This window comes from Streptosporangium sp. NPDC000239, from assembly GCF_040300765.1.
In the GTDB taxonomy this organism is placed as follows: Bacteria; Actinomycetota; Actinomycetes; order Streptosporangiales; family Streptosporangiaceae; genus Streptosporangium.
The window spans coordinates 294,821-318,891 of record NZ_JBEPEI010000001.1 but is presented as its reverse complement, the minus strand read 5'-3'; the positions used below and the strand labels follow the sequence as shown (position 1 = coordinate 318,891).

General features: G+C 70.5%; 23 protein-coding genes. 16 read left to right on the top strand and 7 right to left on the bottom strand.

Features of this window, described 5'->3' with window-relative positions:
* Positions 1–59 precede the first annotated feature (59 nt).
* Entirely contained in the window at positions 60–2,702 is a 2,643-nt protein-coding gene (ppdK, locus tag ABT340_RS01390; RefSeq protein ID WP_352008650.1) for a pyruvate, phosphate dikinase, read from the bottom strand.
* Between the two features lie 400 nt (positions 2,703–3,102).
* Between ppdK and ABT340_RS01385 the strand changes: the two genes are divergently transcribed.
* On the top strand, positions 3,103–3,888 hold the full coding sequence (locus ABT340_RS01385) for a hypothetical protein (RefSeq protein ID WP_352008649.1): 786 nt from the start codon (positions 3,103–3,105) through the stop codon (positions 3,886–3,888).
* Here the strand turns inward: ABT340_RS01385 and ABT340_RS01380 are convergent.
* Both ABT340_RS01380 and ABT340_RS01375 read right to left on the bottom strand, forming a co-directional pair.
* Positions 3,878–5,263: a glycine--tRNA ligase gene (locus ABT340_RS01380; RefSeq protein WP_352008648.1), complete on the bottom strand. Its 1,386-nt coding sequence runs from the start codon at positions 5,261–5,263 to the stop codon at positions 3,878–3,880. The genes ABT340_RS01385 and ABT340_RS01380 overlap by 11 nt on opposite strands.
* 115 nt (positions 5,264–5,378) lie before the next feature.
* Positions 5,379–5,657 carry an antibiotic biosynthesis monooxygenase family protein gene (locus tag ABT340_RS01375; protein ID WP_352008647.1) on the bottom strand — a complete coding sequence of 93 codons (279 nt, stop codon included), beginning with the start codon at positions 5,655–5,657 and terminating at the stop codon, positions 5,379–5,381.
* Positions 5,658–5,743: 86 nt separating this feature from the next.
* Here ABT340_RS01375 and ABT340_RS01370 point away from each other — a divergent pair, with 86 nt between their 5' ends.
* From ABT340_RS01370 to ABT340_RS01345, 6 genes are all read left to right on the top strand, one after another.
* Complete coding sequence (locus tag ABT340_RS01370; protein ID WP_352008646.1) at positions 5,744–6,145, top strand: DUF6703 family protein; 402 nt, start codon at positions 5,744–5,746, stop codon at positions 6,143–6,145.
* A 73-nt stretch (positions 6,146–6,218) separates the two neighbouring features.
* Positions 6,219–7,133 carry a metal ABC transporter substrate-binding protein gene (locus tag ABT340_RS01365; protein ID WP_352008645.1) on the top strand — a complete coding sequence of 305 codons (915 nt, stop codon included), beginning with the start codon at positions 6,219–6,221 and terminating at the stop codon, positions 7,131–7,133.
* Between the two features lie 36 nt (positions 7,134–7,169).
* Positions 7,170–7,922: a metal ABC transporter ATP-binding protein gene (locus tag ABT340_RS01360; RefSeq protein ID WP_352009442.1), complete on the top strand. Its 753-nt coding sequence runs from the start codon at positions 7,170–7,172 to the stop codon at positions 7,920–7,922.
* Positions 7,919–8,752 (top strand): metal ABC transporter permease, encoded by an 834-nt coding sequence (locus ABT340_RS01355; protein WP_352008644.1) that lies wholly within the window; start codon positions 7,919–7,921, stop codon positions 8,750–8,752. Before ABT340_RS01360 ends, ABT340_RS01355 begins: the two co-directional genes overlap by 4 nt.
* Positions 8,749–9,156 carry a Fur family transcriptional regulator gene (locus ABT340_RS01350; protein ID WP_352008643.1) on the top strand — a complete coding sequence of 136 codons (408 nt, stop codon included), beginning with the start codon at positions 8,749–8,751 and terminating at the stop codon, positions 9,154–9,156. The genes ABT340_RS01355 and ABT340_RS01350 overlap by 4 nt, the downstream gene beginning before the upstream one ends.
* 135 nt (positions 9,157–9,291) lie before the next feature.
* Positions 9,292–9,840 (top strand): CGNR zinc finger domain-containing protein, encoded by a 549-nt coding sequence (locus ABT340_RS01345; protein WP_352008642.1) that lies wholly within the window; start codon positions 9,292–9,294, stop codon positions 9,838–9,840.
* Between the two features lie 172 nt (positions 9,841–10,012).
* Here the strand turns inward: ABT340_RS01345 and ABT340_RS01340 are convergent, their stop codons facing one another.
* Positions 10,013–11,146, bottom strand: a complete 1,134-nt coding sequence (locus ABT340_RS01340; RefSeq protein ID WP_352008641.1) for an epoxide hydrolase family protein — start codon at positions 11,144–11,146, stop codon at positions 10,013–10,015.
* An 88-nt stretch (positions 11,147–11,234) separates the two neighbouring features.
* Between ABT340_RS01340 and ABT340_RS01335 the strand changes: the two genes are divergently transcribed.
* Positions 11,235–12,218: a helix-turn-helix transcriptional regulator gene (locus ABT340_RS01335; RefSeq protein WP_352008640.1), complete on the top strand. Its 984-nt coding sequence runs from the start codon at positions 11,235–11,237 to the stop codon at positions 12,216–12,218.
* Positions 12,219–12,291: 73 nt separating this feature from the next.
* Positions 12,292–12,786: a beta-class carbonic anhydrase gene (locus tag ABT340_RS01330; protein WP_352008639.1), complete on the top strand. Its 495-nt coding sequence runs from the start codon at positions 12,292–12,294 to the stop codon at positions 12,784–12,786.
* Positions 12,787–12,841: 55 nt separating this feature from the next.
* On the opposite strand, the gene ABT340_RS01325 is transcribed toward ABT340_RS01330, so the two are convergent.
* Together ABT340_RS01325 and recO are read right to left on the bottom strand one after the other, a co-directional pair.
* The gene (locus ABT340_RS01325) at positions 12,842–13,633 is read right to left on the bottom strand and encodes an isoprenyl transferase (protein ID WP_352008638.1); all 792 of its coding nucleotides are present in this window, start codon (positions 13,631–13,633) and stop codon (positions 12,842–12,844) included.
* The gene (gene recO / locus ABT340_RS01320; RefSeq protein ID WP_352008637.1) at positions 13,630–14,382 is read right to left on the bottom strand and encodes a DNA repair protein RecO; all 753 of its coding nucleotides are present in this window, start codon (positions 14,380–14,382) and stop codon (positions 13,630–13,632) included. Before recO ends, ABT340_RS01325 begins: the two co-directional genes overlap by 4 nt.
* 159 nt (positions 14,383–14,541) lie before the next feature.
* Here recO and ABT340_RS01315 point away from each other — a divergent pair, with 159 nt between their 5' ends.
* The 6 genes from ABT340_RS01315 to mptB all read left to right on the top strand — a co-directional run bounded on the left by ABT340_RS01315 (position 14,542) and on the right by mptB (position 21,201).
* Complete coding sequence (locus ABT340_RS01315; protein WP_352008636.1) at positions 14,542–16,119, top strand: CDP-alcohol phosphatidyltransferase family protein; 1,578 nt, start codon at positions 14,542–14,544, stop codon at positions 16,117–16,119.
* On the top strand, positions 16,116–16,823 hold the full coding sequence (locus ABT340_RS01310) for a DUF5941 domain-containing protein (RefSeq protein ID WP_352008635.1): 708 nt from the start codon (positions 16,116–16,118) through the stop codon (positions 16,821–16,823). Before ABT340_RS01315 ends, ABT340_RS01310 begins: the two co-directional genes overlap by 4 nt.
* Positions 16,824–16,886: 63 nt before the next feature.
* Positions 16,887–17,360, top strand: a complete 474-nt coding sequence (locus tag ABT340_RS01305; protein WP_352008634.1) for an Lrp/AsnC family transcriptional regulator — start codon at positions 16,887–16,889, stop codon at positions 17,358–17,360.
* Between the two features lie 110 nt (positions 17,361–17,470).
* Positions 17,471–18,265: a dimethylargininase gene (gene ddaH / locus ABT340_RS01300; protein WP_352008633.1), complete on the top strand. Its 795-nt coding sequence runs from the start codon at positions 17,471–17,473 to the stop codon at positions 18,263–18,265.
* 44 nt (positions 18,266–18,309) lie between these two features.
* Positions 18,310–19,521 carry an ornithine--oxo-acid transaminase gene (rocD, locus tag ABT340_RS01295; RefSeq protein ID WP_352008632.1) on the top strand — a complete coding sequence of 404 codons (1,212 nt, stop codon included), beginning with the start codon at positions 18,310–18,312 and terminating at the stop codon, positions 19,519–19,521.
* Positions 19,522–19,755: 234 nt separating this feature from the next.
* A complete protein-coding gene (gene mptB, locus ABT340_RS01290; RefSeq protein WP_352008631.1) occupies positions 19,756–21,201 on the top strand; it encodes a polyprenol phosphomannose-dependent alpha 1,6 mannosyltransferase MptB in 1,446 nt (481 codons plus the stop codon).
* Between the two features lie 4 nt (positions 21,202–21,205).
* Here mptB and ABT340_RS01285 read toward each other — a convergent pair whose 3' ends face one another.
* Positions 21,206–22,765: an alkaline phosphatase D family protein gene (locus tag ABT340_RS01285; protein ID WP_352008630.1), complete on the bottom strand. Its 1,560-nt coding sequence runs from the start codon at positions 22,763–22,765 to the stop codon at positions 21,206–21,208.
* A 239-nt stretch (positions 22,766–23,004) separates the two neighbouring features.
* On the opposite strand from ABT340_RS01285, the gene ABT340_RS01280 reads away from it, so the two are divergent.
* The gene (locus tag ABT340_RS01280) at positions 23,005–24,069 is read left to right on the top strand and encodes a Glu/Leu/Phe/Val family dehydrogenase (protein ID WP_352008629.1); all 1,065 of its coding nucleotides are present in this window, start codon (positions 23,005–23,007) and stop codon (positions 24,067–24,069) included.
* Positions 24,070–24,071 lie beyond the last annotated feature (2 nt).

Sequence of the window (24,071 nt, the reverse complement as noted above, 5' to 3'; positions counted from 1 at the left end):
CCTGGTGACTCCTGGAAACCCCGGCCTCCTCCGGGGAGGAGGCCGGGGCGCACGATCCGTCAGCGGGTGTCCGAACCCGTGCTCACCAGGGCCGCGCGGCCCGCCTCAAGACGGGCGACGGGGATGCGGAACGGCGAGCAGGACACGTAGTCGAGCCCCACCTGGTGGCAGAAGTGGATGGAGTCCGGGTCGCCGCCGTGCTCGCCGCAGATGCCGAGCTTGAGGTCGGGCCTGGTCGCGCGTCCCTCCTCCGCCGCGATCCGCACGAGCCTGCCGACTCCGTCGCGGTCCAGCGACTCGAACGGCGAGACGCCGAAGACGCCGAGCTCCAGGTACTTGGAGAAGAACGCCGCCTCCACGTCGTCCCGGGAGAAGGCCCAGGTCATCTGGGTCAGGTCGTTGGTGCCGAAGGAGAAGAACTCCGCGGCCTCGGCGATCTGCGCCGCGGTCAGCGCCGCCCTGGGCACCTCGATCATCGTGCCGACCAGCGCCTCGACACCGACCTCGGCCAGGATCCGCCGCGCCTCGTCCCTGACGTGCTCCAGCTCCTGGACCGCGCCGACCAGCGGGATCATGATCTCGGCGCGGGCGCCCTCCACGGCCTTGGCGGCCTCGGCGATCGCCCTGACCTGCATGGCGAACAGGCCGGGGATGACCAGGCCGAGCCGTACACCGCGCAGGCCGAGCATGGGGTTCTGCTCGTGCAGGCGCTTGACGGCGGCCAGCACCCTGCGGTCCTTCTCCTCGGCCTGGTCCCCGGCGAGGGCCACCTTGACCGACAGCTCGGTGTAGTCGGGCAGGAACTCGTGCAGCGGCGGGTCGATCAGCCGGATCGTGACGGGCAGGCCCGCCATCGCCTGGAAGATCTCCACGAAGTCCGCCTTCTGCAGCGGTTCAAGGGCCGCCAGCGCCCGGTCGCGCTCCTCCTCCGAGGAGGCCAGGACGAGGTCCTCGACCAGCTGCCTGCGGTCCCCGAGGAACATGTGCTCGGTACGGCACAGCCCGATGCCCTCGGCGCCGAACCTGCGGGCACGGGAGGCGTCCTCGGCGTTGTCGGCGTTGGCCCGCACCTTCAGCCGCCTGGCGGCGTCGGCGTGGGTCATGATGCGGTGCACCGCCGCGACCAGCTCGTCGTCCTGGTCGGTCGCGCCCTCGAAGTACTCGACGACCGGGGAGGGGACGACGGGCACCTCGCCGAGGTAGACCGCGCCGCTCGATCCGTCGATGGAGATGACGTCCCCCTCGGAGACCACGACGCCGCCGGGGGCGGTGAACCTGCGCTCCTTGGTGGAGACCTCAAGCTCCTCCGCGCCGCACACGCAGGTCTTGCCCATGCCCCGGGCGACGACCGCGGCGTGGGAGGTCTTGCCTCCCCGGCTGGTGAGCACGCCCTGGGCGGCGATCATGCCCGCCAGGTCGTCGGGGTTGGTCTCGCGGCGGACCAGGATGACGGCCTCTCCCGCCGCGGCCAGCTCGACGGCCCGCGCGGAGGAGAAGACGGCCTTGCCGACGGCGGCGCCGGGCGAGGCGTTCATCCCGGTGGTGATCCTGGCGCTCTTCGCGTCGCCGTCGAAGCGCGGGAACATCAGCTGGGCCAGCTGGGCGCCGTTCACCCGGGTCACGGCCTCGTCGAGGTCGATCAGGCCCTGGTCGACCAGCTGTACGGCGATGCGGAAGGCCGCCCCCGCCGTCCGCTTGCCCACCCGGGTCTGCAGCATCCACAGCTTGCCGCGCTCGACCGTGAACTCGATGTCGCACAGGTCGCGGTAGTGGTTCTCCAGCGTCTCCATGATCTTCATGAGCTCGTCGTAGACGGACTTGTCGATGCGCTCCAGATCCTGCAGCGGCATGGTGTTGCGGATGCCCGCGACCACGTCCTCACCCTGGGCGTTCTGCAGGTAGTCGCCGTAGACGCCCTGGTGGCCGCTGCCGGGGTCGCGGGTGAAGGCGACGCCGGTGCCCGAGTCCATGCCGCAGTTGCCGAACACCATCGAGCACACGTTGACGGCCGTGCCCAGGTCGGCGGGGATGCGCTCCTGACGGCGGTAGAGGACGGCGCGCGGGGCGTTCCACGACTCGAAGACCGCCATCACGGCCATGCGCATCTGCTCGTGCGGGTCGGCGGGGAAGTCCTGGCCGGTCTGCTCGCGGACGATGCCCTTGTAGGTCTCGACCAGGCGCTGGAAGTCGGCGGCCTCAAGCTCCAGGTCGTCACGGCCGTTCTTGAGCTCCTCCAGGGCCTCGTCGAACAGTTCACCGTCGATGCCCTGGACGGTCTTGCCGAACATCTGGATGAGGCGCCGGTAGGAGTCCCAGGCGAAACGCTCGTTGCCCCCCGCCTGCTTGACCAGGCCGTGCACGGACTGGTCGTTGAGCCCGATGTTCAGGACGGTCTCCATCATGCCCGGCATGGAGAACTTGGCCCCGGAGCGCACACTGACCAGCAGGGGGTCGTCGGCCTGGCCGAGACGCCTGCCCATCCGGCCCTCCAGCGCGGCCAGGTGCCGGGAGATCTCCTCCTCCAGCCCCTCGGGGAGCCCGCCGTCCTCAAGGAAACGGCGGCACGCGTCGGTGGTGATGGTGAAGCCGGGGGGCACCGGCAACCCGAGATTGGTCATCTCGGCCAGATTGGCCCCCTTACCGCCGAGCAGATCCTTGAGATCTTTGTTGCCCTCGGTGAAGTCGTAAACGTACTTGGGCACGGTTGCTCCTTCTGCGACTTCAAATGACGTGTGGTCCCGCCTTGGTTGGACTCTACCGACGCAGAAGAAGACGAAACGCCACCCACCCCACGAAAGAGCGTTTGCCCAGGTAGAAGGCTACATAGCGGTCTAATCCAATTTAAATGAGCAGCAAAGCCGCAGTGATATGGACCACCCCAAGAATTGGTATAAACCAATTGGTATAAACCAATTGTCTCAGCATTCAAACGCGTTCACGGAGGGTTCAACCCATGCTGTATGGGGTACGGAACGGCCCTCCCGCGCATCCGATGTAACGCGCGTCACACACGCTCCCGGGGCCACACGGGAAACGACCGGGTCCCGATTGTCGAAGATCTCCTGGCTCACCCCGGCTTCGCATGGGATTGTCACCTTTGTGATGAGTAGTGGCGAAGCGAGGAACGACCACCCCTGGGCCAGGCCGGACAGCCGCGAGGAGGAACGACAGACGGCCAGGCCGCCGTGGGAGGCGGGACGGCCCGGCTGGGCGGCCCGCGCCGGGGAGCAGGCCGGCCCTCCGAAGCGGGCCGTGCGGACGGGACGCCGTACGAGAAGGGTCCTCGCCTGGGTTCTGACGGGGACGCTCGCGCTGGCCGCCCTGCTCGCCGGCCTGGCCGTTCTCGTGCCGCGTCTGCTGTCACGCCCCGGGCCGGGCGTCCTGGCCTCCTCGGGCCCGGCCTCCGCCGAACGGTCACAGGAGCCCGGCGCCGTCACCTACATCGACGACGTCCGGCTCGGCACCTGCGTCAACGAGGTCTCCGACAGCACGACCTCCGACAAGAACAGCGGAATCCTGCCCCTGGTGAGCTGTTCGGCACCGCACGACGGCGAGGTGCTGGCCAGGTTCCTGTTACCCCCCGGGATCTGGCCGGGCGAGGCGAAGGTGCGGGAGACGGCCGCGCGGGGGTGCCGGGGACGGCTTGAGCCGCTCTTCGAGAACAGTCCCGCCGGAGACCGGCTGGCCACGCTGGCCTTCGTCCCGTTACGGGAGGAGTGGCCGGAGGACCGGCTCGTGGTCTGCGTCGCCGTGCATCAGGGGGTCGCGCCTCTGGTCGGGCCGGTCGTCCCGGGCGGCTCCGGGCCTCAGGACGCCGACCCCCCGCGGACACAGACGGCCCCCGCTCCCGTGGTCGCCGGGGCGGGGGCCGGGTGGGTCAGTCGTTGAGGTGCTGACGGAGGTAGGCGTCGACCTTGTCGAGGGCCACGCGCTCCTGGGTCATCGAGTCGCGCTCGCGGATGGTCACCGCGTGGTCCTCAAGGGTGTCGAAGTCGACCGTGACGCAGAACGGCGTGCCGATCTCGTCCTGACGACGGTAGCGACGGCCGATGGCGCCCGCGTCGTCGAACTCGACGTTCCACCGGCGGCGCAGCTGGGCGGCCAGGTCCTTCGCCTTCGGCGACAGGTCGGCGTTGCGCGACAGCGGCAGCACCGCGACCTTGACCGGCGCGAGGCGGTGGTCGAGCCGCATGACCGTGCGCTTCTCCATGACGCCCTTGGCGTTGGGCGCCTCGTCCTCGGTGTAGGCGTCGATCAGGAAGGTGAGCGTGGCGCGGTCGACACCGGCGGCGGGCTCGATCACGTAGGGGACGTAGCGCTCGCCGGTCTCCTGCTCGAAGAAGCTCAGGTCGGTGCCGGAGGCCTTGCCGTGGGCCGTCAGGTCGAAGTCGGTGCGGTTGGCGATGCCCTCCAGCTCACCCCACTCGCCACCGGTGAAGTTGAAGCGGTACTCGATGTCGACGGTCCGCTTGGAGTAGTGGGAGAGCTTCTCCTTGGGGTGCTCGTACAGACGCAGGTTCTCCGGGGTGATGCCCAGGTCGGTGTACCAGCGGAAACGCTCGTCGATCCAGTACTGGTGCCACTCCTCGTCGCTGCCCGGCTTGACGAAGAACTCCATCTCCATCTGCTCGAACTCGCGGGTGCGGAAGATGAAGTTGCCGGGAGTGATCTCGTTGCGGAACGACTTGCCGATCTGGCCGATGCCGAACGGGATCTTCCTGCGCGCCGACTGCTGCACGTTGAGGTAGTTGATGAAGATGCCCTGCGCGGTCTCCGGGCGCAGGTAGGCCAGGCCGGACTCGTCCTCGACGGCGCCGAGGTAGGTCTTCAGCAGGCCGCTGAACTGCTTGGGCTGGGTGAAGGCGCCCTTGTTGCCGCAGTTGGGGCAGGTGATGTCGGCCAGGCCCTCGGCGGGCTGCTTGCCGTGCTTGTCGGCGTAGGCCTCCTCAAGGTGGTCGGCCCGGTAGCGCTTGTGGCACGACTGGCACTCGGTCAGCGGGTCGGTGAAGGTCTCCACGTGGCCGCTGGCCTGCCACACCTCGCGGGCGAGGATCACGCAGGAGTCAAGACCGACGACGTCGTCGCGGCCCTGCACCATGGTCTTCCACCACTGCCGCTTCACGTTGTTCTTGAGCTCCACCCCCAGTGGGCCGTAGTCCCAGGAGGCCCGGAGGCCACCGTAGATCTCGCTGGAGGGGTAGACGAGCCCACGTCGCTTGGCGAGGCTGACGATGGTGTCCATGATGTCCGTACGGCGTGCCATAAGGGAAAATCTCCATCCGGCTGGAGGTCGGCGAGGAATTGGTCGAGACCCCAGCTTAGGGGAGCCGCACCTGCGCCAGACGCGCATTGCCCCCTCGCCGCCCGTGCGGCGGGTCCTACGGACGTTCGGCGTCCTCGAAGGCGCTGGGCTCGTTGAGCATCAGGGGCATCAGCGGGTACATCGCCATCCTGGCCGCGCCGAGCGCGCGCCGGTAGAACCCCGCCCCCTCCCACTCGCTGACCAGCGCCCACAACTCGGGCTCGTCCACCGACCTGACCACGCGCCCGCGCACGTATCCCGGCTGCCCCGCCAGGGTGTCGACGATGTCGTGCGCCTGGGCGAGGAACTCCCCGGTACGGCCTGCGGGCACCGAGTAGCGGATGAGAGCGAGCATCCGCCCAGAATGCCAGAGCCCGGCCCGCCGCCGCGCACCGGTGCGGGAGCTGCCGCCGGGAGGGGTCACGGCGTTAGGCTCGGGCCGTGGCCGAAAAACGCCGTGAGCGCCCCGCACACCCGATGGCCAGGCCCCGCCCCACCCGGGGCGCGGCGAGAGGCCCCCGTCCGCTGCCGCCCGGCGAGCAGTTCTTCACGCCCGGAGCCACGGGGCTGCGGCGCGAGGTCGAACGGCGCAGCGCGGCCCCGCTCGTCTTCCTCTTCCAGCTTCCCCGCTGGATCCTGCCGGTGGTCCTGGTGGCGTTGCTGCTGGCCGGGTTCGCCGTGCCGTCCTTCCTCGGCGGGATCGCGGTGTTGCCGGTGATCGGGTTCGTCGGCTGGCTGGCCTACATGTCGTGGCCCTCGCTCGGCGTCAGGGGGCGCGTCCTGCGCGTCGCCCTGCTGACCTTCCTGCTCCTGCTGGTCGCCGACAGATTCGGGGCGTTCTAGACGATTTTGACAACCATTTTCATTTACGCGCATACTGGTGAGCATGATGTCCGGCTCCTCCCGACGTATGCACATGCGCACAGCAAGTCTGCTCGCCGCTCTCACCGCCGTCCTCACCGTCACCACCGCCTGCGGCTCCGGCCAGGCAGGACCGGCCGGAGCACAGGGAGGCAAGACCGACATCACCGCGGCCATGTACCCCCTGCAGTGGCTGGCGGAGCGGATCGGCGGCCCCGACGCCACCGTCACCACCCTGACCAAACCCGGAGTCGAACCGCACGACCTCGAACTGTCCCCCGCCCAGGTCGCCGGCATCGAGGCGACCGGTCTCGTCGTCTACGTCAAGGACGTGCAGCCCGCGGTGGACGAGGCCGTCGAACAGCACGCGGCCGGCCGGGGCCTCGACGTCGCCTCCCTGGTCAAGACCATCCCCTCCTCGGCCGGGGAGCAGGGCGAGGGTGAGACGGGCGACGCCGCCCACGACCCGCACGTCTGGCTCGACCCCTCCCGGATGGCCATGATCGCCACCAAGCTCGGCGACAGGCTCGCCGAGGCCGACCCGGCCCACGCCAAAGGCTACCGGGACCGGGCCGCCGCGACCGTCGCCGACCTCACCACCCTGGACGGTGAGATGTCACGGGGCCTGAGCGGGTGCTCCTCGACGGCGATCGTCACCAGTCACGCCGCGTTCGGCTACCTCGCCGACCGCTACAAGCTCCGCCAGATCGGGATCAACGGCATCGACCCGGAGGCCGAGCCCTCCCCCGCCCGGCTCGCCGAGGTGGCGAAAGTGGCCAAGCAGGAGAAAGTGACTACGATTTTCAGTGAGGCCCTCGTCAGCCCGAAGGTCGCCGAGGTCCTCTCCACGGAGATCGGCGCCAAGACGGCCGTCCTGGACCCGGTCGAAAGCCAGCCGGCGAACGGCGACTACCTGTCCGCCATGCGCCAGAACCTCAGTGCGCTCCAGACGGCGCTCGGCTGCTCGTAAAGGCGACACGTGACATCCATCGAAACGGTTTTCAGCATGAGCGGCGGCCAGGTCAGCCTGGACCGCCGCCCGGTGCTCCGGGGCGTCGACCTGACCATCGGAGCCGGTGAGGTGGTGGCCGTGCTGGGCGCGAACGGCTCGGGCAAGTCCACCCTCATCCGCGCCCTGCTCGGCCTCGCCCCCCTGTCCGGCGGCACCACCCTGCTGTACGGCACGCCGCCCGCCCGGTTCAGGCAGTGGTGGCGGATCGGGTACGTGCCCCAGCGGCTCTCGGTCGGCGGCGGCGTGCCCACCACCATCCGCGAGGTCGTCGCCTCCGGCAGGATCGCCAGGCAGCGGCGCCTGCGCCTGACCGGCGCCGCCGACAAGGAGGCGACCTCCAGGGCGCTACAGGCCGTCGGCATGGCCGACAGGGCGGGCGACCCGGTCCAGGCGCTGTCCGGCGGGCAGCAGCAGCGGGTGCTCATCGCCCGCGCCCTGGCGGGCGAGCCCGACACCTTCGTCATGGACGAGCCGACCGCGGGTGTCGACGCCCAGAGCCAGCAGCTGCTGGCCGACACCCTGACCTCCCTGGTCGCCCAGGGCAAGACGGTCCTGCTCGTCGCCCACGAACTCGGCCCGCTCGAACCGCTCATCACCCGGGCCGTCGTGCTCAGGAACGGATTCGTGTGCCACGACGGCGCGCCGCCCCACGCGGTCGGCGCGCACGCGCTGCCCGGTCACGACCACGTCCACCCGCATGAGGCGGGCAAACCGCTGAGCTCGCTCGACTGGAGACCGACGTCGTGATGGACCTTCTGCAGTACGAGTTCATGCAGCGGGCACTGATCGCCGCGCTGCTGGTCGGCCTCGCCGCCCCGGCCATCGGCACCTTCATCGTGCAGCGCAGGCTGGCCCTGCTCGGCGACGGCATCGGGCACGTCGCCCTCACCGGTGTCGCGCTCGGCTTCCTGACCGGCACCGCCCCCGTGCTGACCGCCGTCGTGGTCTCGGTGCTCGGCGCGGTGGCCATCGAGCTGGTCCGTGAGCGTGGCAGGACGGGCGGCGACGTGGCGCTCGCCCTGCTGTTCTACGGCGGCATCGCCGGAGGCGTGCTGCTCATCTCACTCGCCCCGGGAGGCAGCAACTCCAGCCTGCTGTACTACCTGTTCGGCTCGATCAGCAGCGTCAGCGTCGAGGACGTCTGGGTGATCGCCCTGCTCGCGGTCGCCGTCCTGGGCGTCGTCGTCTTCTTCGGCCGCGAGCTGTACGTGCTCTGCCAGGACGAGGAGGTCGCCAGGACGTCGGGCCTGCCGGTGCGTTTCCTGAGCCTGCTGATCGCCGTCACCGCGGCGCTGACCGTGGTCATCGCGATGCGCGTGGTCGGCCTGCTCCTGGTCAGCGCCCTGATGGTGGTCCCGGTCGCCACCAGCCAGCAACTCACCCGGGGCTTCAGGAGCACGATGCTGCTGTCCATGGTCTTCGGGATGGTTTCCACGGTCAGCGGGCTTACTTCCTCCTTTTATGTCAAGGTGCCATCGGGCGCCATCATTGTTGTCATAGCGCTCGGAGGGTTCGTCCTGGCCCTCGCGCTCGGTAGATTCGTACGCCGAAGCCGACCACAGGAGTCCAATCCATGAGCAGCAGACGCGATGCCGTCCATGACGTCCTCCGCCACAGCGAGGGCTTCCGAAGCGCGCAGGACGTCTACGCCGAGATGCGCGCCGAGGGCGCCAAGATAGGCCTGACGACCGTCTACCGGGCGTTGCAGGCTCTGGCCGACAGCGGCCACGTCGACATGCTCAGGACCGACGACGGTGAGTCCGTCTACCGCGCCTGCGCCAGCGGCGACCACCACCACCACCTCGTCTGCCGCCGCTGCGGCAGGACCGTCGAGGTCGCCGGGCCCGCGGTCGAGCGCTGGGCCGAGACGGTCGGGGCCGAGCACGGCTTCACCGACGTCACGCACACGGTCGAGGTCTTCGGCACCTGTGCCTCCTGCTCGACCGCCGCCAGGACGCACGCGGCGGTGAGTCACTCCTGACGACCGCCCCGGCCACGGCGTGGCTGACGTACCGTGAAAAGCCCCTCACGCCCGCGTTACGGGGGATAATCGTCCGAGACGGCGAGTCGCCGGACGCGCCCTCCCACGCCGAAACCGCCATCCTCAGGAGTCAACATGCCATTCGGACATGACATGGTGCACTCACTCGCGACCGTGGTCGACCTCATCAACACCTCCCCCGCCACCGGAGGCCCCGACAGGCTGACCGACCTGCGGGAGCTCGGTGAGTTCGTGGAGCGCCACCAGGTCAGCGGTGTCGGTGAGCTCTGCTCCTCCGACCTGAACCAGGTGCGCGCGGCACGAGAGGCCTTCCACAAGGTCTTCACCGCCCCCGACCAGGCGACGGCGGTCATCCGGCTGAACACGCTGCTGAGCGGGACCCGCATCACCCCGCGGCTGACCGAGCACGACGGACACCCCCTGCACGTCCACTACTTCGCCCCCGGCGCCTCCGTCGGCGAGCACCTGTCGGCCGACCTGGGGGTCGCGCTGGCCCACCTGCTCGTCGAAGGCGAGTGGGAACGGCTGCGCACCTGCTCCGCGCCCGACTGCGACAACGTCTTCGTGGACGAGTCACGCAACCGCTCCCGCGTGTACTGCGACAGCCGCACCTGCGGGAACCGGATGCATGTGGCGGCCTACCGGGCGCGGCGCCGGGCGTAGTCCGCTGTGTCTCTTTGCGCCGCCTGGCGGCGGCGCGGGCTTGGGCGCTTTCGGGTCGGTGTCCTCCCTCGTCGCTCATCCGCTGCGCTCCTTCGTTCCTCGGTCCAGGCACCGACGCGCCCAAGCCGAAACCCCTCACGCACGGCGCCGGTGCACCCGGAGAGCGTTGGGGTCAGCGAACTTTGGCGAAGAAGGCCCGGAGGTCGGCGGCCAGGTCGGCCGGGCGGTCCATGGCGATGAAGTGGTGACCGGGCGGATTGTCCTCCGGCCAGTGGAGGATGGTGTTGTGGCGCTCGGCCAGGCGGCGGATGCCGGGCGGGCCGCTGTAGACGCCGGTCGGCACGGCGGCCTGGCCCTGCGGCCAGCCGAAGCCGGTGCTCTCGTAGTACGGCCAGGCCGAGCTGCCGAAGGTTCCGGTGAACCAGTACAGGCTCACGTTGGTCAGCAGTTGGTCCCGGTCGATCACCTGCTCCAGCGGCCTGCCCGAGGCGTTGAACTCGTGGAACTTCTGCGTCGTCCAGGCCAGCGCCGCGACCGGTGAGTCGTGCCATCCGTAGGCGAAGGTCTGCGGCGCCGCGCGCAACAGCGCGTGGTGGTCGACGCCGTTCATCCAGTCCTGCTCCTGGAGCCGGGCGAAGGCCGCCCGTTCCTCCTCCGTCATCTCCGGCAGGTCCTTCTCCGTGGGGAAGCCGAGGCCGGCGAGGACATACACACCGGCCACGTGGCCCGGTGCGGCCCTGGCGACCTCCGGCGCGACGTAGGCCCCGAAGTCCCCGCCCTGCGCGCCGTACCGCTCGTAGCCGAGGCGGCGCATCAGCCCCGCCCAGAGCCGCGCCACACGCGCCGCGTTCCAGCCGGTCCCGCGTGGTGGCGCGGAGAACCCGAAGCCGGGCACGGAGGGGACGACGACGTGGAACGCCTCCGAGGGGTCGCCGCCGTGGGCGCGGGGGTCGGTGAGGCGGTCGATGAGCCGGGCGAACTCCGCGAACGTGTTCGGCCAGCCGTGGGTGAGGACGAGGGGCAGGGCGCCGGGCTCGGCCGAGCGCACGTGCAGGAAGTGGATCTCCTGGCCGTCGATCTCGGTCATGAACTGCGGGAACGCGTTCAGCCGCGCCTCGTGCGCACGCCAGTCGTATGTGTCGCGCCAGTGGGCGGCGAGTTCCCTGAGGTAGCCGGTGGGAACCCCTCGGGTCCATCCTTCGCCGGGCAGCGGCCGGGGCCAGCGGGCGCGACCGAGGCGGTCGTTCAGGTCGTCCAGGTCGGCCTGGGCGATGTCGATCAGGAAGGGGCGGATCTCGGTGTTCATGGTTCTCCCGACAGGTCGTGGCGACAGGACGACGATAGGAGCCATGTAGGTCGGGATCTGTCCTACATGGTCGGGCATGCTGGGGGCCATGGGTGACACGTCCGCGCGGCTGCTCGAACTGCTGTCGTTGCTCCAAACCCCCCGTGACTGGCCCGGCAGTGAGCTGGCCGGACGCCTCGGGGTCAGTCCCAGGACCGTCCGCCGCGACATCGACCGCCTGCGCGAGCTGGGATATCCGGTCCAGGCGACGATGGGCGCGGCCGGCGGTTACCGGCTCGCCGCGGGCACGGCCATGCCGCCGCTGCTGGTCGACGACGAGGAGGCGGTGGCCATCGCCGTGGGCCTGCGCACCGCGGCCTCACATCCGGTGGAGGGCATCGAGGAGGCGTCCGTACGGGCCCTGGCCAAGCTGGAGCGGGTGCTGCCGTCCCGGCTGCGGCACCGGGTCGGCACGCTCGCCGCGGCGACCGTACCGATGGGCGCCGGAGACGGCCCGCCCGTCGATCCGCGGACCCTGGTGGTGCTCGCCGGGGCCGCCGCCAACCATGAGCGGCTGCGCTTCGCCTACCGGTCGGCGGACGGCACGGAGAGCAGGCGCCTGGCCGAGCCGTACCGCCTGGTGACGGCCGGGCGCCGGTGGTACCTGCTGGCCTACGACAACGACCGCGACGACTGGCGGAGCTTCCGTGTGGACCGGATCGGTGACCCGCTGGCGACCGGCGTGCGGGTCCCGGCCCGGGTGCCGCCCGAGCAGGACGCGGCCGCGTTCGTCACCGACAAACTGCACTCGTCCGCGCCCACGTACGAGGTGGTGGCGATCCTGCGTCTTCCCGCCGAGGAGGTGGCCCGGCGGCTCGGCGGCACGGTGGGGCGCGTCGAGCCGGTCGACGAGGGCCGTTGCCGCCTGCGCGGGCCGGCCGACACGCTGGAGTGGACCGCGGCACGTCTGCTCATGCTCGGCTGCGAGTTCGAGGTGTGCGAACCGCCGGAGCTGGTCGCGTATCTGCGCGCCCTGGGCGCCCGTGCCACCCGCGCCGCCCGGGCCTCCCGGCGGAGGAGGCACTCTCCGTAATTACCTATTGACTCAGTAGGAAATAAAGGTAGGTTTGCCTGTGGCGTTTCCCTGAGGAATGACAGGAGATTTCATGAGCGTCACCGACGAGCTTCTCGCCAACGCGGAGCGTTATGCCGCGGCGTTCGACAAGGGAGACCTGCCGTTGCCCCCGGCACGCGGTGTCGCCGTGCTGGCCTGCATGGACGCCAGGCTGAACCCCTACGGCCTGCTGGGCCTCACCGAGGGCGACGCGCACGTCATCCGCAACGCGGGCGGTGTGGTGACCGCGGACGAGCGGCGCAGCCTGGCCATCAGCCAGCGCCTGCTCGGCACGCGGGAGATCATCCTCATCCACCACACCGACTGCGGCATGCTCACCTTCACCGACGACGAGTTCAAGCGGCAGATCCAGGCCGAGGTCGGGACGAAGCCCGACTGGGCGCCCGAGGCCTTCCCCGACCTGGAGGAGGACGTCCTGCAGTCCATCAGCCGGATCAGGAACGACCCCTTCATCCCGCACACCGACTCGGTCCGCGGCTTCGTCTACGAGGTCGAGACGGGACGGCTGCGCGAGGTCAAGGCCTGACAGGACCGGGTCGCCCGCCCCTGACCCGGAAGGGGGCGGCCCCGGAACGCCGGTCTCAGGGGAGTGGGGCCTGCGCCACGGGGTTCGGCACGGCTCCGCCGTACCTTCTGTCACGCTTGGCGAACAGCTCGCACGCCTCCCAGAGGTCGCGGCGGTCGAAGTCGGGCCACAGGCGGTTCAGGAAGACCATCTCCGCGTAGGCCATCTGCCAGATCAGGTAGTTGGAGGTGCGCTGCTCGCCGGAGGAACGCACGAACAGGTCGACGTCGGGGATGTCCGGCTCGTCGAGATATCTGGCGAAGGTCTCCTCTTTGACCTTGCCCGGCTTGACCCTGCCCGCGGCGATGTCCTCCGCCAGGCGCAGCGCCGCGTCCACGATCTCGGCCCGGCCTCCGTAGTTGACGCAGAACTGCAGGGTCAGCGTCGAGTTGCCCTCGGTCATCCGTTCGGCGTCCTGCAGCTCCTTGATGACGCTCTTCCAGAGCCGTCCCGGACGGCCCGCCCAGCGCACCCGCACCCCCATCGCGTTGAGCTCGTCCCTGCGGCGGCGGATCACGTCGCGGTTGAAGCCCATCAGGAACCGGATCTCGTCCGGCGAGCGCTTCCAGTTCTCCGTGGAGAAGGCGTAGGCGGACAGGTAGGGGATGCCCAGCTCGATCGCGCCCTCGATCACGTCGAACAGCGACGACTCACCGGCCTTGTGCCCCTCGGTGCGCGGCAGGCCGCGCTGCTTGGCCCACCTGCCGTTGCCGTCCATCACGATCGCCACGTGCCGGGGCACGAGGTCGCGGGGGATGGGCGGCGGGGTCGCTCCGGACGGATGAGGCACCGGGGGACGGACGTTCACGTGGCGGGTTCCCTTTCTGCGCGCTCCCGCTCCACATGCCGGAGCGAGCGTATGCCGTGTTCGAGGTGCCATTGAAGGTAGGCGGCGACCAGGCCGCTGCACTCGGTGCGGTGCCTGCTCTCCGAGGCGTCCGCACTCCGCCAGTCGCCCTTGAGCAGGGCGACCATCAACGCGATGGTCTCCCCCGCCGGTACGGCGGCGCCCGCCGGGCGGCAGGCCCCGCACACCACTCCCCCGGCCACGATGGCGAACGCCCTGACCGAGGTCGTCCTGCACCGGGCGCACTCCTCCAGGGCGGGAGCGTAGCCCGCGACGGCCAGTGAGCGCAGGAAGTAGGCGTCGAGCACGAGCCTGGCCTCGTGCTCTCCGGAGCCCAGCGTGCGCAGGCCTCCGACCAGCAGCAGGAACTGCCGCAGGGCCGGTTCCTTCTCCGCCATGATCAGCCGGTCGGCGGTCTCCAGCATCGCGCTGCCCGCCGTGTAGCGCGGATAGTCGGCCACGAAGGCCTCGCCGTACGGGCGGATGGTCTCGGCCTGGGTGATCACGTCGAGCGTGCGGCCGGTGTGGAGCTGGAGGTCCACGTGGGTGAAGGGCTCAAGGCGGGCGCCGAAGCGCGACATGGTCCGCCGCACACCCTTGGCGACGCCCCGGATCTTTCCGGTTCGCCTGGTCAGGACGGTGACGATGCGGTCTGCCTCGCCCAGCTTGTGCGTGCGCAGCACGATGCCCTCGTCACGGTACAGGCTCACCGGATCAGTCTAGATGGCATGGCGGCATGCCGGTCCAACCATGATCAACGGGAACGGAAGGATCACGAGTGCGTGTTGTTCACCTAAAACTCATTAAACTTTGGCCCCTGGCGAGTTCCCCATGCCATGTTTCACCCCATCCCTGTACGAAAGGGTGCCATGCCCCGCGTGGTCCTGCTGGGTTCTTCACCCGGCACCTCAACCGCTTTCGGCCAGCCGACGCCGCCCGCCGCGCTGACCCTGCCCGCGCTCCCCGGCTCCCCCACGGTGATCGGCAAGCTGCACGGACAGATCGCCTCCCTTGATCCCGCGCCGGTGACGATCGTCCGTTCCGGCGAGGCCGCGGTCCACCGGGGTCTTCCCGGCCGCCTCGTCGAGACCGCGAATCTCGCGGACGACCTGCGCGCCGTCGCCGACGCGGTCGAGGACGCGACGGAGAACCTGCTCATCCTCCCCGCGAACTCGCTGATCCACGACGAGCTGATCTACCAGATCACCAAGTCGAAACGCGGCGCGCTCGCTCTGATCACCAAGGAGCCCCGTGAGGAGGACGAGAACGGCGACTTCATCGTCCCCGACGTCCCGATCGACGAGGCGCTGCCGGAGATCGGCGACCGGAGCCTGGAGGGCCTGCCGGTCAGGGTGCGGGCGAGCAAGTCCCGGGTGATCTCGGTCGGCTCCGCCTTCCACGCGGTGACCCGTCCGAACTCCGTCCTGCTCGGCCCGCTGCACCTGCACCACAAACACGCGGCCACGCTGGCCGAGGCGGCCCGTGAGCTGGCCGACATGGCCCACCTGTTCGGCCCCGAGGACGACCTGGTCCAGCTCCTCGTCCTCGGCCTGGTACGGCGTGGCGTCTCGGTCGGCATCCGGGGCAGGCGTGACCTGTTCTTCCGCCGGCTGAACACCCCGGAGGAGGCCGTGCAGGCGGTCGCCGAGATGGCGGGGTTCGACGAGGACAGGGCCCGCCTGAACAACGCGGTCAAGGGCGCCGACGGCTTCTTCACCACCTACTTCGTCAGCACCTACTCGCGCTTCATCGCCCGCTGGGCGGCCAGGCGCGGGCTCACCCCGAACCAGGTCACACTGATCTCGATCGCGCTCGGCGTCGCGTCCGCGGCGTGTTTCGCGACCGGCGCGCGGCCCGGCATGATCGCGGGTGCCATCCTGATCTACTTCGCGTTCGTCTTCGACTGCGTGGACGGCCAGGTCGCGCGTTACGCCCGCAAGTTCGGCGTGCTCGGTGCCTGGCTCGACGCCACCTTCGACCGGTTCAAGGAGTACGTGGTCTTCGCCGGGCTCGCGATCGGCGCGGCCGTCTCCGGGGTCGGCGACGTGTGGACGCTGGCGCTGACCGCGATCGCCCTGCAGTCCGTCAAGCACCTGCTCGACTTCTCCTTCGGCGCGGCCAACCGGCGCAGGCCTCCCGCCCCGCTGCCCTCGATGCCGCTGTCGATCAGCCCGGACACCGAGCTGCGCGCGGCGCTGGAGCAGCGCAAGATCGCCCGTAGCGGCGGCATCCGCGGCCTGCTGAAGATGTGGAGCAAGGCCGGCAGGAACAGGGCCGTCTACTGGGCCCGCAAGATGGTCGTCTTCCCGATCGGCGAGCGCTTCGCCGCCATCGCGCTCGTCAGCGCCTTCTTCGACGCCAGGATCACCTTCATCACCCTGATCATCTGGGGCGGCGTCGCCACCGCCTACACGCTCACCGGACGCCTGATGAGGTCGCTCGCATGATCACCCAGCCGCAGACAACCCCCGCCCCCGACCCCTATCTGGAGCGGCTGCGCGTCCAGACCGCCCGGCTGCTCGCCTACCGCGACGACGGCCCGCTCGTCGCCGCGCTGCGCGGCCGGATCGGGCCCGGGCTGCCCCCGGTGCCCGGGGCGCTCGCCGCGCTCGTGGTGATCGTCGCGGTCGCGGTCGCCGGGGTGCTGACCCAGGGGCCGATCCTGCTCCTGCCCGCCCTGGTCATGCTGGTCCTGGTGCTGCCGACGGCCGCCCGTGACCACCTGGGCAAGCTCGACTGGCTGGTTCCCCCGCTGATCAGGGCGGCCGAGTTCCTGACGATCATCCTCGTCGGCCTGGCCGCCGACGTGCCCAAGTGGCTGCTGTTCGTGCTGCTCTACGTGGTCGGCTATCACACCTACGACACGGTCTACCGGACGCGGCAGAGCATCTGGCCGCCCGACTGGGTGTTCAAGGCCGGTCTCGGCTGGGAGCTGCGGCTGCTGGCGATCGGCGCGGGTGCCGCGTTCGGCGCCGCCACCTGGGTCGTCGCCGTGCTCACGCTGTACCTCGGCGTGCTGTTCGCCGTGGAGAGCGTGACGAGCTGGGTGCGTCTGGACAAGGCCTCCGCGCTGGCCCAGGCCTCCGACGACCTTGAGGCCTCCCCTGAGGAGGCCCTTGAGCAGACGACGGGCGAGGCCGAACCCGCCTGATCCCGCTTCTCCAGCGAGGGCCGCGACGCGCGTCGCGGCCCTCGTGCTGTGTTAGAAAGCAGCGTGGAACTGGACCGGTTGGATCGTGACATCATCGGGGCTCTCGTCGAGGACGCCCGCGCAACCTATGCCGAGATCGGGCAGCGGGTGGGCCTGTCCGCCTCGGCGGTCAAGCGCCGGGTCGACCGGTTGCGCGAGGTGGGGGCGATCACCGGGTTCACCGCCAGGGTCGAGCCCACGGCGCTCGGCTGGACCACCGAGGCCTATGTCGAGCTGTTCTGCGCGGGCAAGACCTCGCCGTCGGAGATCGGGGTCGCCGTCACCCGGCATCCCGAGGTCGTCTCGGCGTGCACCATCACCGGTGAGGCGGACGCGCTGCTGCACATCAGGGCCACCGACGTGCGCCATGTGGAGCAGGTGATCGAGCGCATCGCCGCCGAGCCCTTCGTGGTCCGTACGAAGAGTTCCATCGTGCTCTCCCGGCTGATCGACGCCCCTTTGCTGACATCGCGCAACGAATCGCCGTTCCTCGCCTGAATCACGCAAGAGACCTGCGGCAACGCGCAAGATCAGGCTATTGGCCCCGAATATGCCCCGTTTCTAGGCTGGTGCCGTCTCCCACCACAACATCCTTTACGGGGTTCTCAATGACGAGGCACTACCTCATGTGTCGGCCCGACCACTTCGCCGTCGAGTACGCGATCAACCCGTGGATGGACCCGGAGGCGGGCGCGGACCGTGAGGTCGCGATCCGCCAGTGGGAGGGGCTCAGGGGTGTCTACGAGGAGCTCGGCCACCGGGTCAGCCTGATCGACCCGGTGGAGGGCCTGCCCGACATGGTCTTCGCCGCCAACGGCGCCCTGGTCGTGGGCGGCCGGGTGTACGGCGCGCGCTTCACGCATCCCGAGCGGGCCGCGGAGGGCCCCGCCTATCTGGAGTGGTTCACCTCCAACGGCTACACCGCCGCGCGTGAGGCCGAGTTCACCAACGAGGGTGAGGGCGACTTCCTCACCCTCGACCATCTGGTGCTCGCGGGGACCGGGTTCCGCACGGAGGTGGCGGCGCACGGGGAGGCGCAGGAGTTCCTCGGCCGCCCGGTGGTCTCGCTGCGGCTGGTCGATCCCCGCTTCTACCACCTCGACACCGCGCTCTTCCCGCTGAACGGGCACAACGTGGCGTACTTCCCCGAGGCCTTCTCCCCGGGGAGCCAGGAGGTGCTCAGGAACCTGTTCCCCGACGCCGTCGTCGCCACCGAGGACGACGCCGTGGTGCTCGGCCTCAACGCGGTCAGCGACGGCACCCACGTGGTGATCAACGCCGAGGCGACCGGCCTGCAGCTGGAACTCAAGCGGCGCGGCTTCGAGGTCGTGCCGGTCGAGCTGGCCGAACTGCGCAAGGCGGGCGGAGGACCCAAGTGCTGCACCCTGGAAATTCGGGGATAAAGCAGACAGAACGCAACAAAAGGCAAGGAACGGCGAACGGACCGATGACGAGCACAGAAGAGTTCATCGAGCTCAGCGAGCGCCGCAGCGCGCACAACTACCACCCCCTCCCCGTCGTGATCCACGAGGCTCAGGGCGCCTGGGTCACCGACGTCGAGGGCAGGCGCTACCTGGACTGCCTGTCCGGCTACTCCTCACTGAACTTCGGCCACGGCAACCCGAGGATCATCGAAGCGGCCCAGGAGCAGCTGGCCAGGCTCACCCTGACCAGCCGTGCCTTCTTCCACGACCAGTTCGCCGCCTTCGCCGCCGGTCTCGGCGACCTCACCGGCAAGGACATGGTCCTGCCGATGAACACCGGCGCGGAGGCCGTGGAGACCGCGATCAAGGTGGCCCGCAAGTGGGGCTACGAGGTCAAGGGCGTGCCGGACGGCCAGGCCGAGATCATCGTGATGGAGGACAACTTCCACGGCCGTACCACCACGATCGTCAGCTTCTCCACCGACCCCGACGCCCACGACGGCTTCGGCCCGTACACCCCCGGCTTCAGGATCGTGAAGTACGGCTCGATCGAGGCGATCCGCGAGGCCGTGGGCCCCAACACGGTTGCGGTGCTGCTCGAACCCATCCAGGGGGAGGCGGGCGTGCTCGTCCCGCCGGACGGCTACCTCACCCAGGTCCGCGAGCTCTGCTCGGCGGAGAACATCCTGATGATCGCCGACGAGATCCAGTCGGGGCTCGGCCGTACCGGTGAGACCTTCGCCTGTGAGCACGAGGGCGTCGTGCCCGACGTCTACGTGCTGGGCAAGGCCCTGGGCGGCGGTGTCGTCCCGGTCTCGGCGATCACCGCCGACCAGGACGTGCTCGGCGTCATCAAGCCCGGCCAGCACGGCTCGACCTTCGGCGGCAACCCGCTGGCCTGCGCGGTCGCGAACGCGGTCGTCGAGATGCTCCGCACCGGCGAGTACCAGGCGCGGGCCAGGGAACTCGGCGCGGTGCTGCACGAGAGGCTGCGCGCCCTCGTCGGCCGGGGCGTGGTCACCGTACGCGGCCGTGGCCTGTGGGCGGGCGTCGACATCGACCCCTCCCTGGCCACCGGCAGGCAGGTCTCCGAGGCGCTGATGCGCCTGGGGGTGCTGGCCAAGGACACCCATGGCTCGACGATCCGTCTCGCCCCACCCATCGTCGTCTCCGAGGAGGACCTCCTGTGGGCCGTCGACCGGCTCGCCGAGGCCCTGACGGAGTTCGCGAAGTAGGAGATCACCGGCCTCGGTTACGTTCCAGGCGATCTAGGCTGGAGTGGACATCACGCCGCCGCCGTGGAAGCCGCCGTACAGGCCACCCCGGCGGACGCGGCGCGGGCGGTGACTCGGGGGGGTCGGCAGGTGGCGGCGTCGGGTGGGCTTGGTCGGCGTTCTCTCCTGACCGGGCCGGGCCCCGGCGTCAGGCCGCCCCTGCGCGCGCGGCTCACCGGCCCCGCGGGGCTTCTCATGGTCGCGATCTCCGTCGCGGCCATGCTCGCCGTCTCCCTGCTCGGGCCGTCCGCGACGGTTCCCGAGCTGGGCGCCGGTGCGCCGCCCTGGTCCCTGCGCCTGGACCCGCCGCAGACGCCGGTGATCCAGCTCGGCTGGGTGGCCCTGCTCATCGGGGGCCTGGGGACGTGCGCCGCGCTGTACGCGCTGCGCCGCGGGTGGCTCCCCGTGCGGGGCCTGTTCGCGGTCGGCACGCCGCTCGTCGTCGTCCTCCTGACGCTCGTACCGCCCGCCGGGTCGACGGACGTGCTCAACTACGCGGTCTACGGGCGGATCGCCGCCCTGGGGCACGACCCGTACGTGACTCCCCCGGCCTGGCTGCACGGGATCGGCGACCCGGTCGGCGACCTGACCCCGCTCGCCTGGCGGAACACCCCCTCGGTTTACGGCCCGCTGGCCACCTGGGCGCAGCTCGCGGCCTCCCGGCTCGGCGGAGACTCCATGGCGGCGACCGTTTTCGCCTTCAAGGTCATCCTCGCCCTGGCGTTCCTGCTGTCGGCGGTCATGCTCGACCGGCTCGCCGGTCCGGAACGCGACCGGCGGGTCAGGGCGCACCTGCTGTGGAGCCTCAACCCGCTGATGCTGTGGCACGTGGTGCTCGGCGGCCACATGGACGGTCTGGGCGCGTTCCTGCTGGTGGCCGCCCTGTTCGCGCTGCGCAGGCCGGGGATGGGCTCCGGCCTGGTCTCCGGGGCGCTGCTGGGCGCCGCGGCGGCCGTCAAGGCGCCGTTCGTGCTGGCCGGGGCCGGGCTCGCCTGGGCCGCCCGCCACCGGGCGGGACCGTTCCTGACCCTGGGGATGGGCGCGTTCACCGCGCTGGTCACGCTGTACGCGACGCAGGGTCCCGAGGCGCTGGCGAACGTGGCGGGCAAGGTCGGCGACCGTTCGCTGGCCGACCCGTGGCAGGTGCTCGTCAAGAACCTGGGGCCCGAGGCCGTGGAGCTCGAAGGGCGGCTCGCCCTGGGCGCGGCGTTGATCGCCGCGCTCCTGCTGTGCTGGCGGCTGCCGCAGGGACCGCCCGGCCTGCCCGCCGTACGGCCCGCGCTGGCGTGGTGCCTGGGCTGGCTGCTCACCTCGCCGGTGCAGCACCCCTGGTACGACGCGATGCTGTTCCCGCTGCTCGCCCTGATGCCCGCCTCCCGGCTCGACGGGCCGCTGCTCGTCAGGGGCGTCGTCACCGGGCTGGTCTACCTGCCGGGCGCGACCGCCCTGCTGCGGTTGCAGCCGACACCGTTGACCCGGTGGATCGCCGAGGTCTACCGGCCGTGGATCGCCCCGCTGGTCTCGGACGCCGTCATCCTGTACGTCGTCGTGCTCGCCCTGGCCGGTGCCCTGGGCCTGCGCGCCCTGCCCGTGGTACGGCGGGCCGCCGTACCCGAACGGGAGCCGGTCCACACCGGGTGAGCCGTCAGGTGAGGCGCACGGTGGTGATCTCGGAGACGTCGTCCCCGGAGATGGTCGCGGTGTCCCAGCGGGCCGAGGGCGGCGTGGTGTCCAGGGACAGGGTGGCCAGCGCGTTGGAGAACCACGGACCGTTGGTCACCCGCCAGGCGAACGGCGGCCTGGGAATGCGCGCCAGGCGTGCGAGCCAGCCGCCGACCAGGGTGGCCAGGCCGAACTGCGCGACGATGTTGGCCAGTCTGAGCGTACGGCTCAGCGGGTTGCGGATCGGCGAGCAGACGAGCTGGTGGACGGGCAGCCCGTCCACCTTGGCCACGTAGGAGTAGTGCACGTCACCGGAGAGCAGGATGACCGGTTTGCCGACCTTCGCCAGCAGCCGGGACAGGTCCTCGAAGGAACGGCGGAAGGCCGCCCAGTGTTCGAGGTCGAAGGCCTGGCGCAGGGCCTCCGACCAGCGGGCGACCAATCTTCCCCAGGCTCCCTGGGCGAGGGCCTCGTTCCAGTTCTGGACGTGGTGGATGCCCGCGGGCAGCAGGAACGGCACCGAGGTGCCGATCACGAAGCGCTCCGCGCCGTCCCTGTCGAGCTGCTCGACGAGCCACTCCCACTCGACCGGGTCGATCATGCGCCGGTCTCCGGGGGTGAGCTGCCTGGCGCAGCGGGAGTCGAGCATGATCAGACGGGTGTCGCCGAGATCGCGGCAGTAGCTCCACCTGCTGTCCACCGGGACCTCGTAGGCGTGCTCGGCGAAGGCGTCGAGCAGCTTTCCCCCGTCGCCCTCGGTCGCGCGCAGCTCACGGAACAGCCCGTCGGCGGCGCGCTCGGCCGGTGACATGTTGCCCAGGTGCTGGTAGATCCAGTAGGCGCCGAGGCCGGAGACCACCCGCCTGTGCCACCAGGGGACCCCGGCCATCTTCTCCCGCCAGTCGGCGGAGGTGTTGAAGTCGTCCCGCAGGTCGTGGTCGTCGAAGATCATCGCGGTGGGCACGGACGAGAGGATCCAGCGGATCTCCGGATCGGTCCAGGCGATCCGGTACAGCTCGGCGTACTCCTCGAAGTCGGCGATCTCGGTCCTGGGCTCGCTGTCCCTGCGCGCGGCGATGAACTCGAGCATCTCGGCGGACGGCTCGTCGGCGTAGACCTGGTCGCCGAGCAGCAGGAGCAGGTCGGGCCACTCCCCTGGGGGCCTGCCGGCCAGGACGCGGGCGTAGGCGCGCAGCACGTCCACGCCGTGGGAGAGGGTGTGCGGGGCGTCGTGCGGCACACTGGTCCGGCACGAGCCGAACATCACCCTTTTCGGGCCGCCCGGATCCAGGAACCGGATGTGACCGGCCGGGCGGCCGGGCGGCGGCCACACGACCTCCCCGTCGAGACGGACCCGGTAGTCCCCCTCGCCCTCGACGTCCACGACGGCGTAGTGGTGGCCGTGGACGGAGAAGGTCGGCGAACTCGCCCGGGCCCCGTCCGCCTCGACGGTCACCTCGCACGGCACGCTGGTCTCGACCCAGATCGAGGCGCTCGTCGCGTCCACATGACGCAGCAGCGGACCGACCACAAGTTCCGGCACGTTCATCCCCTCAGGCCATCGCGGAACGGTTGGTTCCCGCCGTTTCGAGGTGTGCCTCTGCCCGGCGGACCGTTCGGATAACGACTGTCCCATCCCATTGGGGAAACGCACAAAAAACGGCCATCAGTCCGCAACATATCCATCATGACATGGCAAAGAACCCATAAATAGTGTGATCACCACAAACCATCAAGGGTGGAGCAATGGCGCTCCGCTCACCGCATGGAGGCCTGACCCTCATGACCCTCATGGTGCCGTCAAAGACGCCGGCGACCGCCCTCACCGACCACGATCCCCTCGAAGCCGCCCTGCGCCGTCTCGACGAGACGGCGCTCCTGCTCGGGCTGGACGACGGCCTGCGCGCGATGCTCGCCTCCCCCCGCCGCTCCCTGACCGTCTCGGTGCCGGTCCGCCGCGAGGACGGCCGGATGGACGTCGTCCAGGGCTTCCGGGTGCAGCACAGCACCGTCCTCGGCCCGGCCAGGGGCGGCACGCGCTTCGCCCCCTCGGCAGGCCTCCAGGAGGTCACCGCGCTGGCCATGGTCACGACCTGGAAGCACGCGCTCGCGGGCGTGCCGTACGGCGGGGCCAGGGGAGGTGTCCGCGTCGACCCCGCGGGGCTGGACGCCCGGGAGCTGGAGCGGGTGACCAGGCGATACGTCAACGAGATCATGACGATCGCCGGTTCCGACGGGGAGGTCCCCACGCCCGACCCGGACGCCGACGAGCGGATCGCCGCCTGGATGGCCGACAGCCGTTCGGCACCCGGCACAGCGGTCGGCACAGCGGTCGGCACGGTGACCGGCACAGCGGCCGGCGAGGCCGTGGCGGCGGCCGTGCTGGGGGTCCTGGGAGAAGGCGTCCGTACGGTCGCGGTGCACGGCCCGGGCGAAACCGCCCGGCTGGCCGCGTTGCGCCTGGCCGAGGAGGGCTTCCGGGTGGTCACGCCCTCCGGCGGTGAGCCTCTCGGGCTCGGGGTGGACGCGCTCGTCCTGGCCGCCCCGGTCACCGCGGATCTGGCCCGCGACGTCAGGGCCTCTGTCGTGGTCGAGGCGGCCGACGGCCTGCTGTCCCCCGGGGCCGACGCGGTCCTCGCCGAGGCGGGGACCGTCGTGGTCCCCGACGTCCTGACGGGTGCGGGCGAGGTGCTCGCCGCCCGTCCCGACCTGGCCCGGCGGTGCTTCGACACGATCGCGGCGACGGCCGCCGAGCGCGGGATCACCCTGCGTCAGGCCGCCTGGGCCGTCGCCGTCGGGCGGGTCGCCCGGGCGCACGGGGCACGGCTCCAAGACCCCCTGCCGTAAGC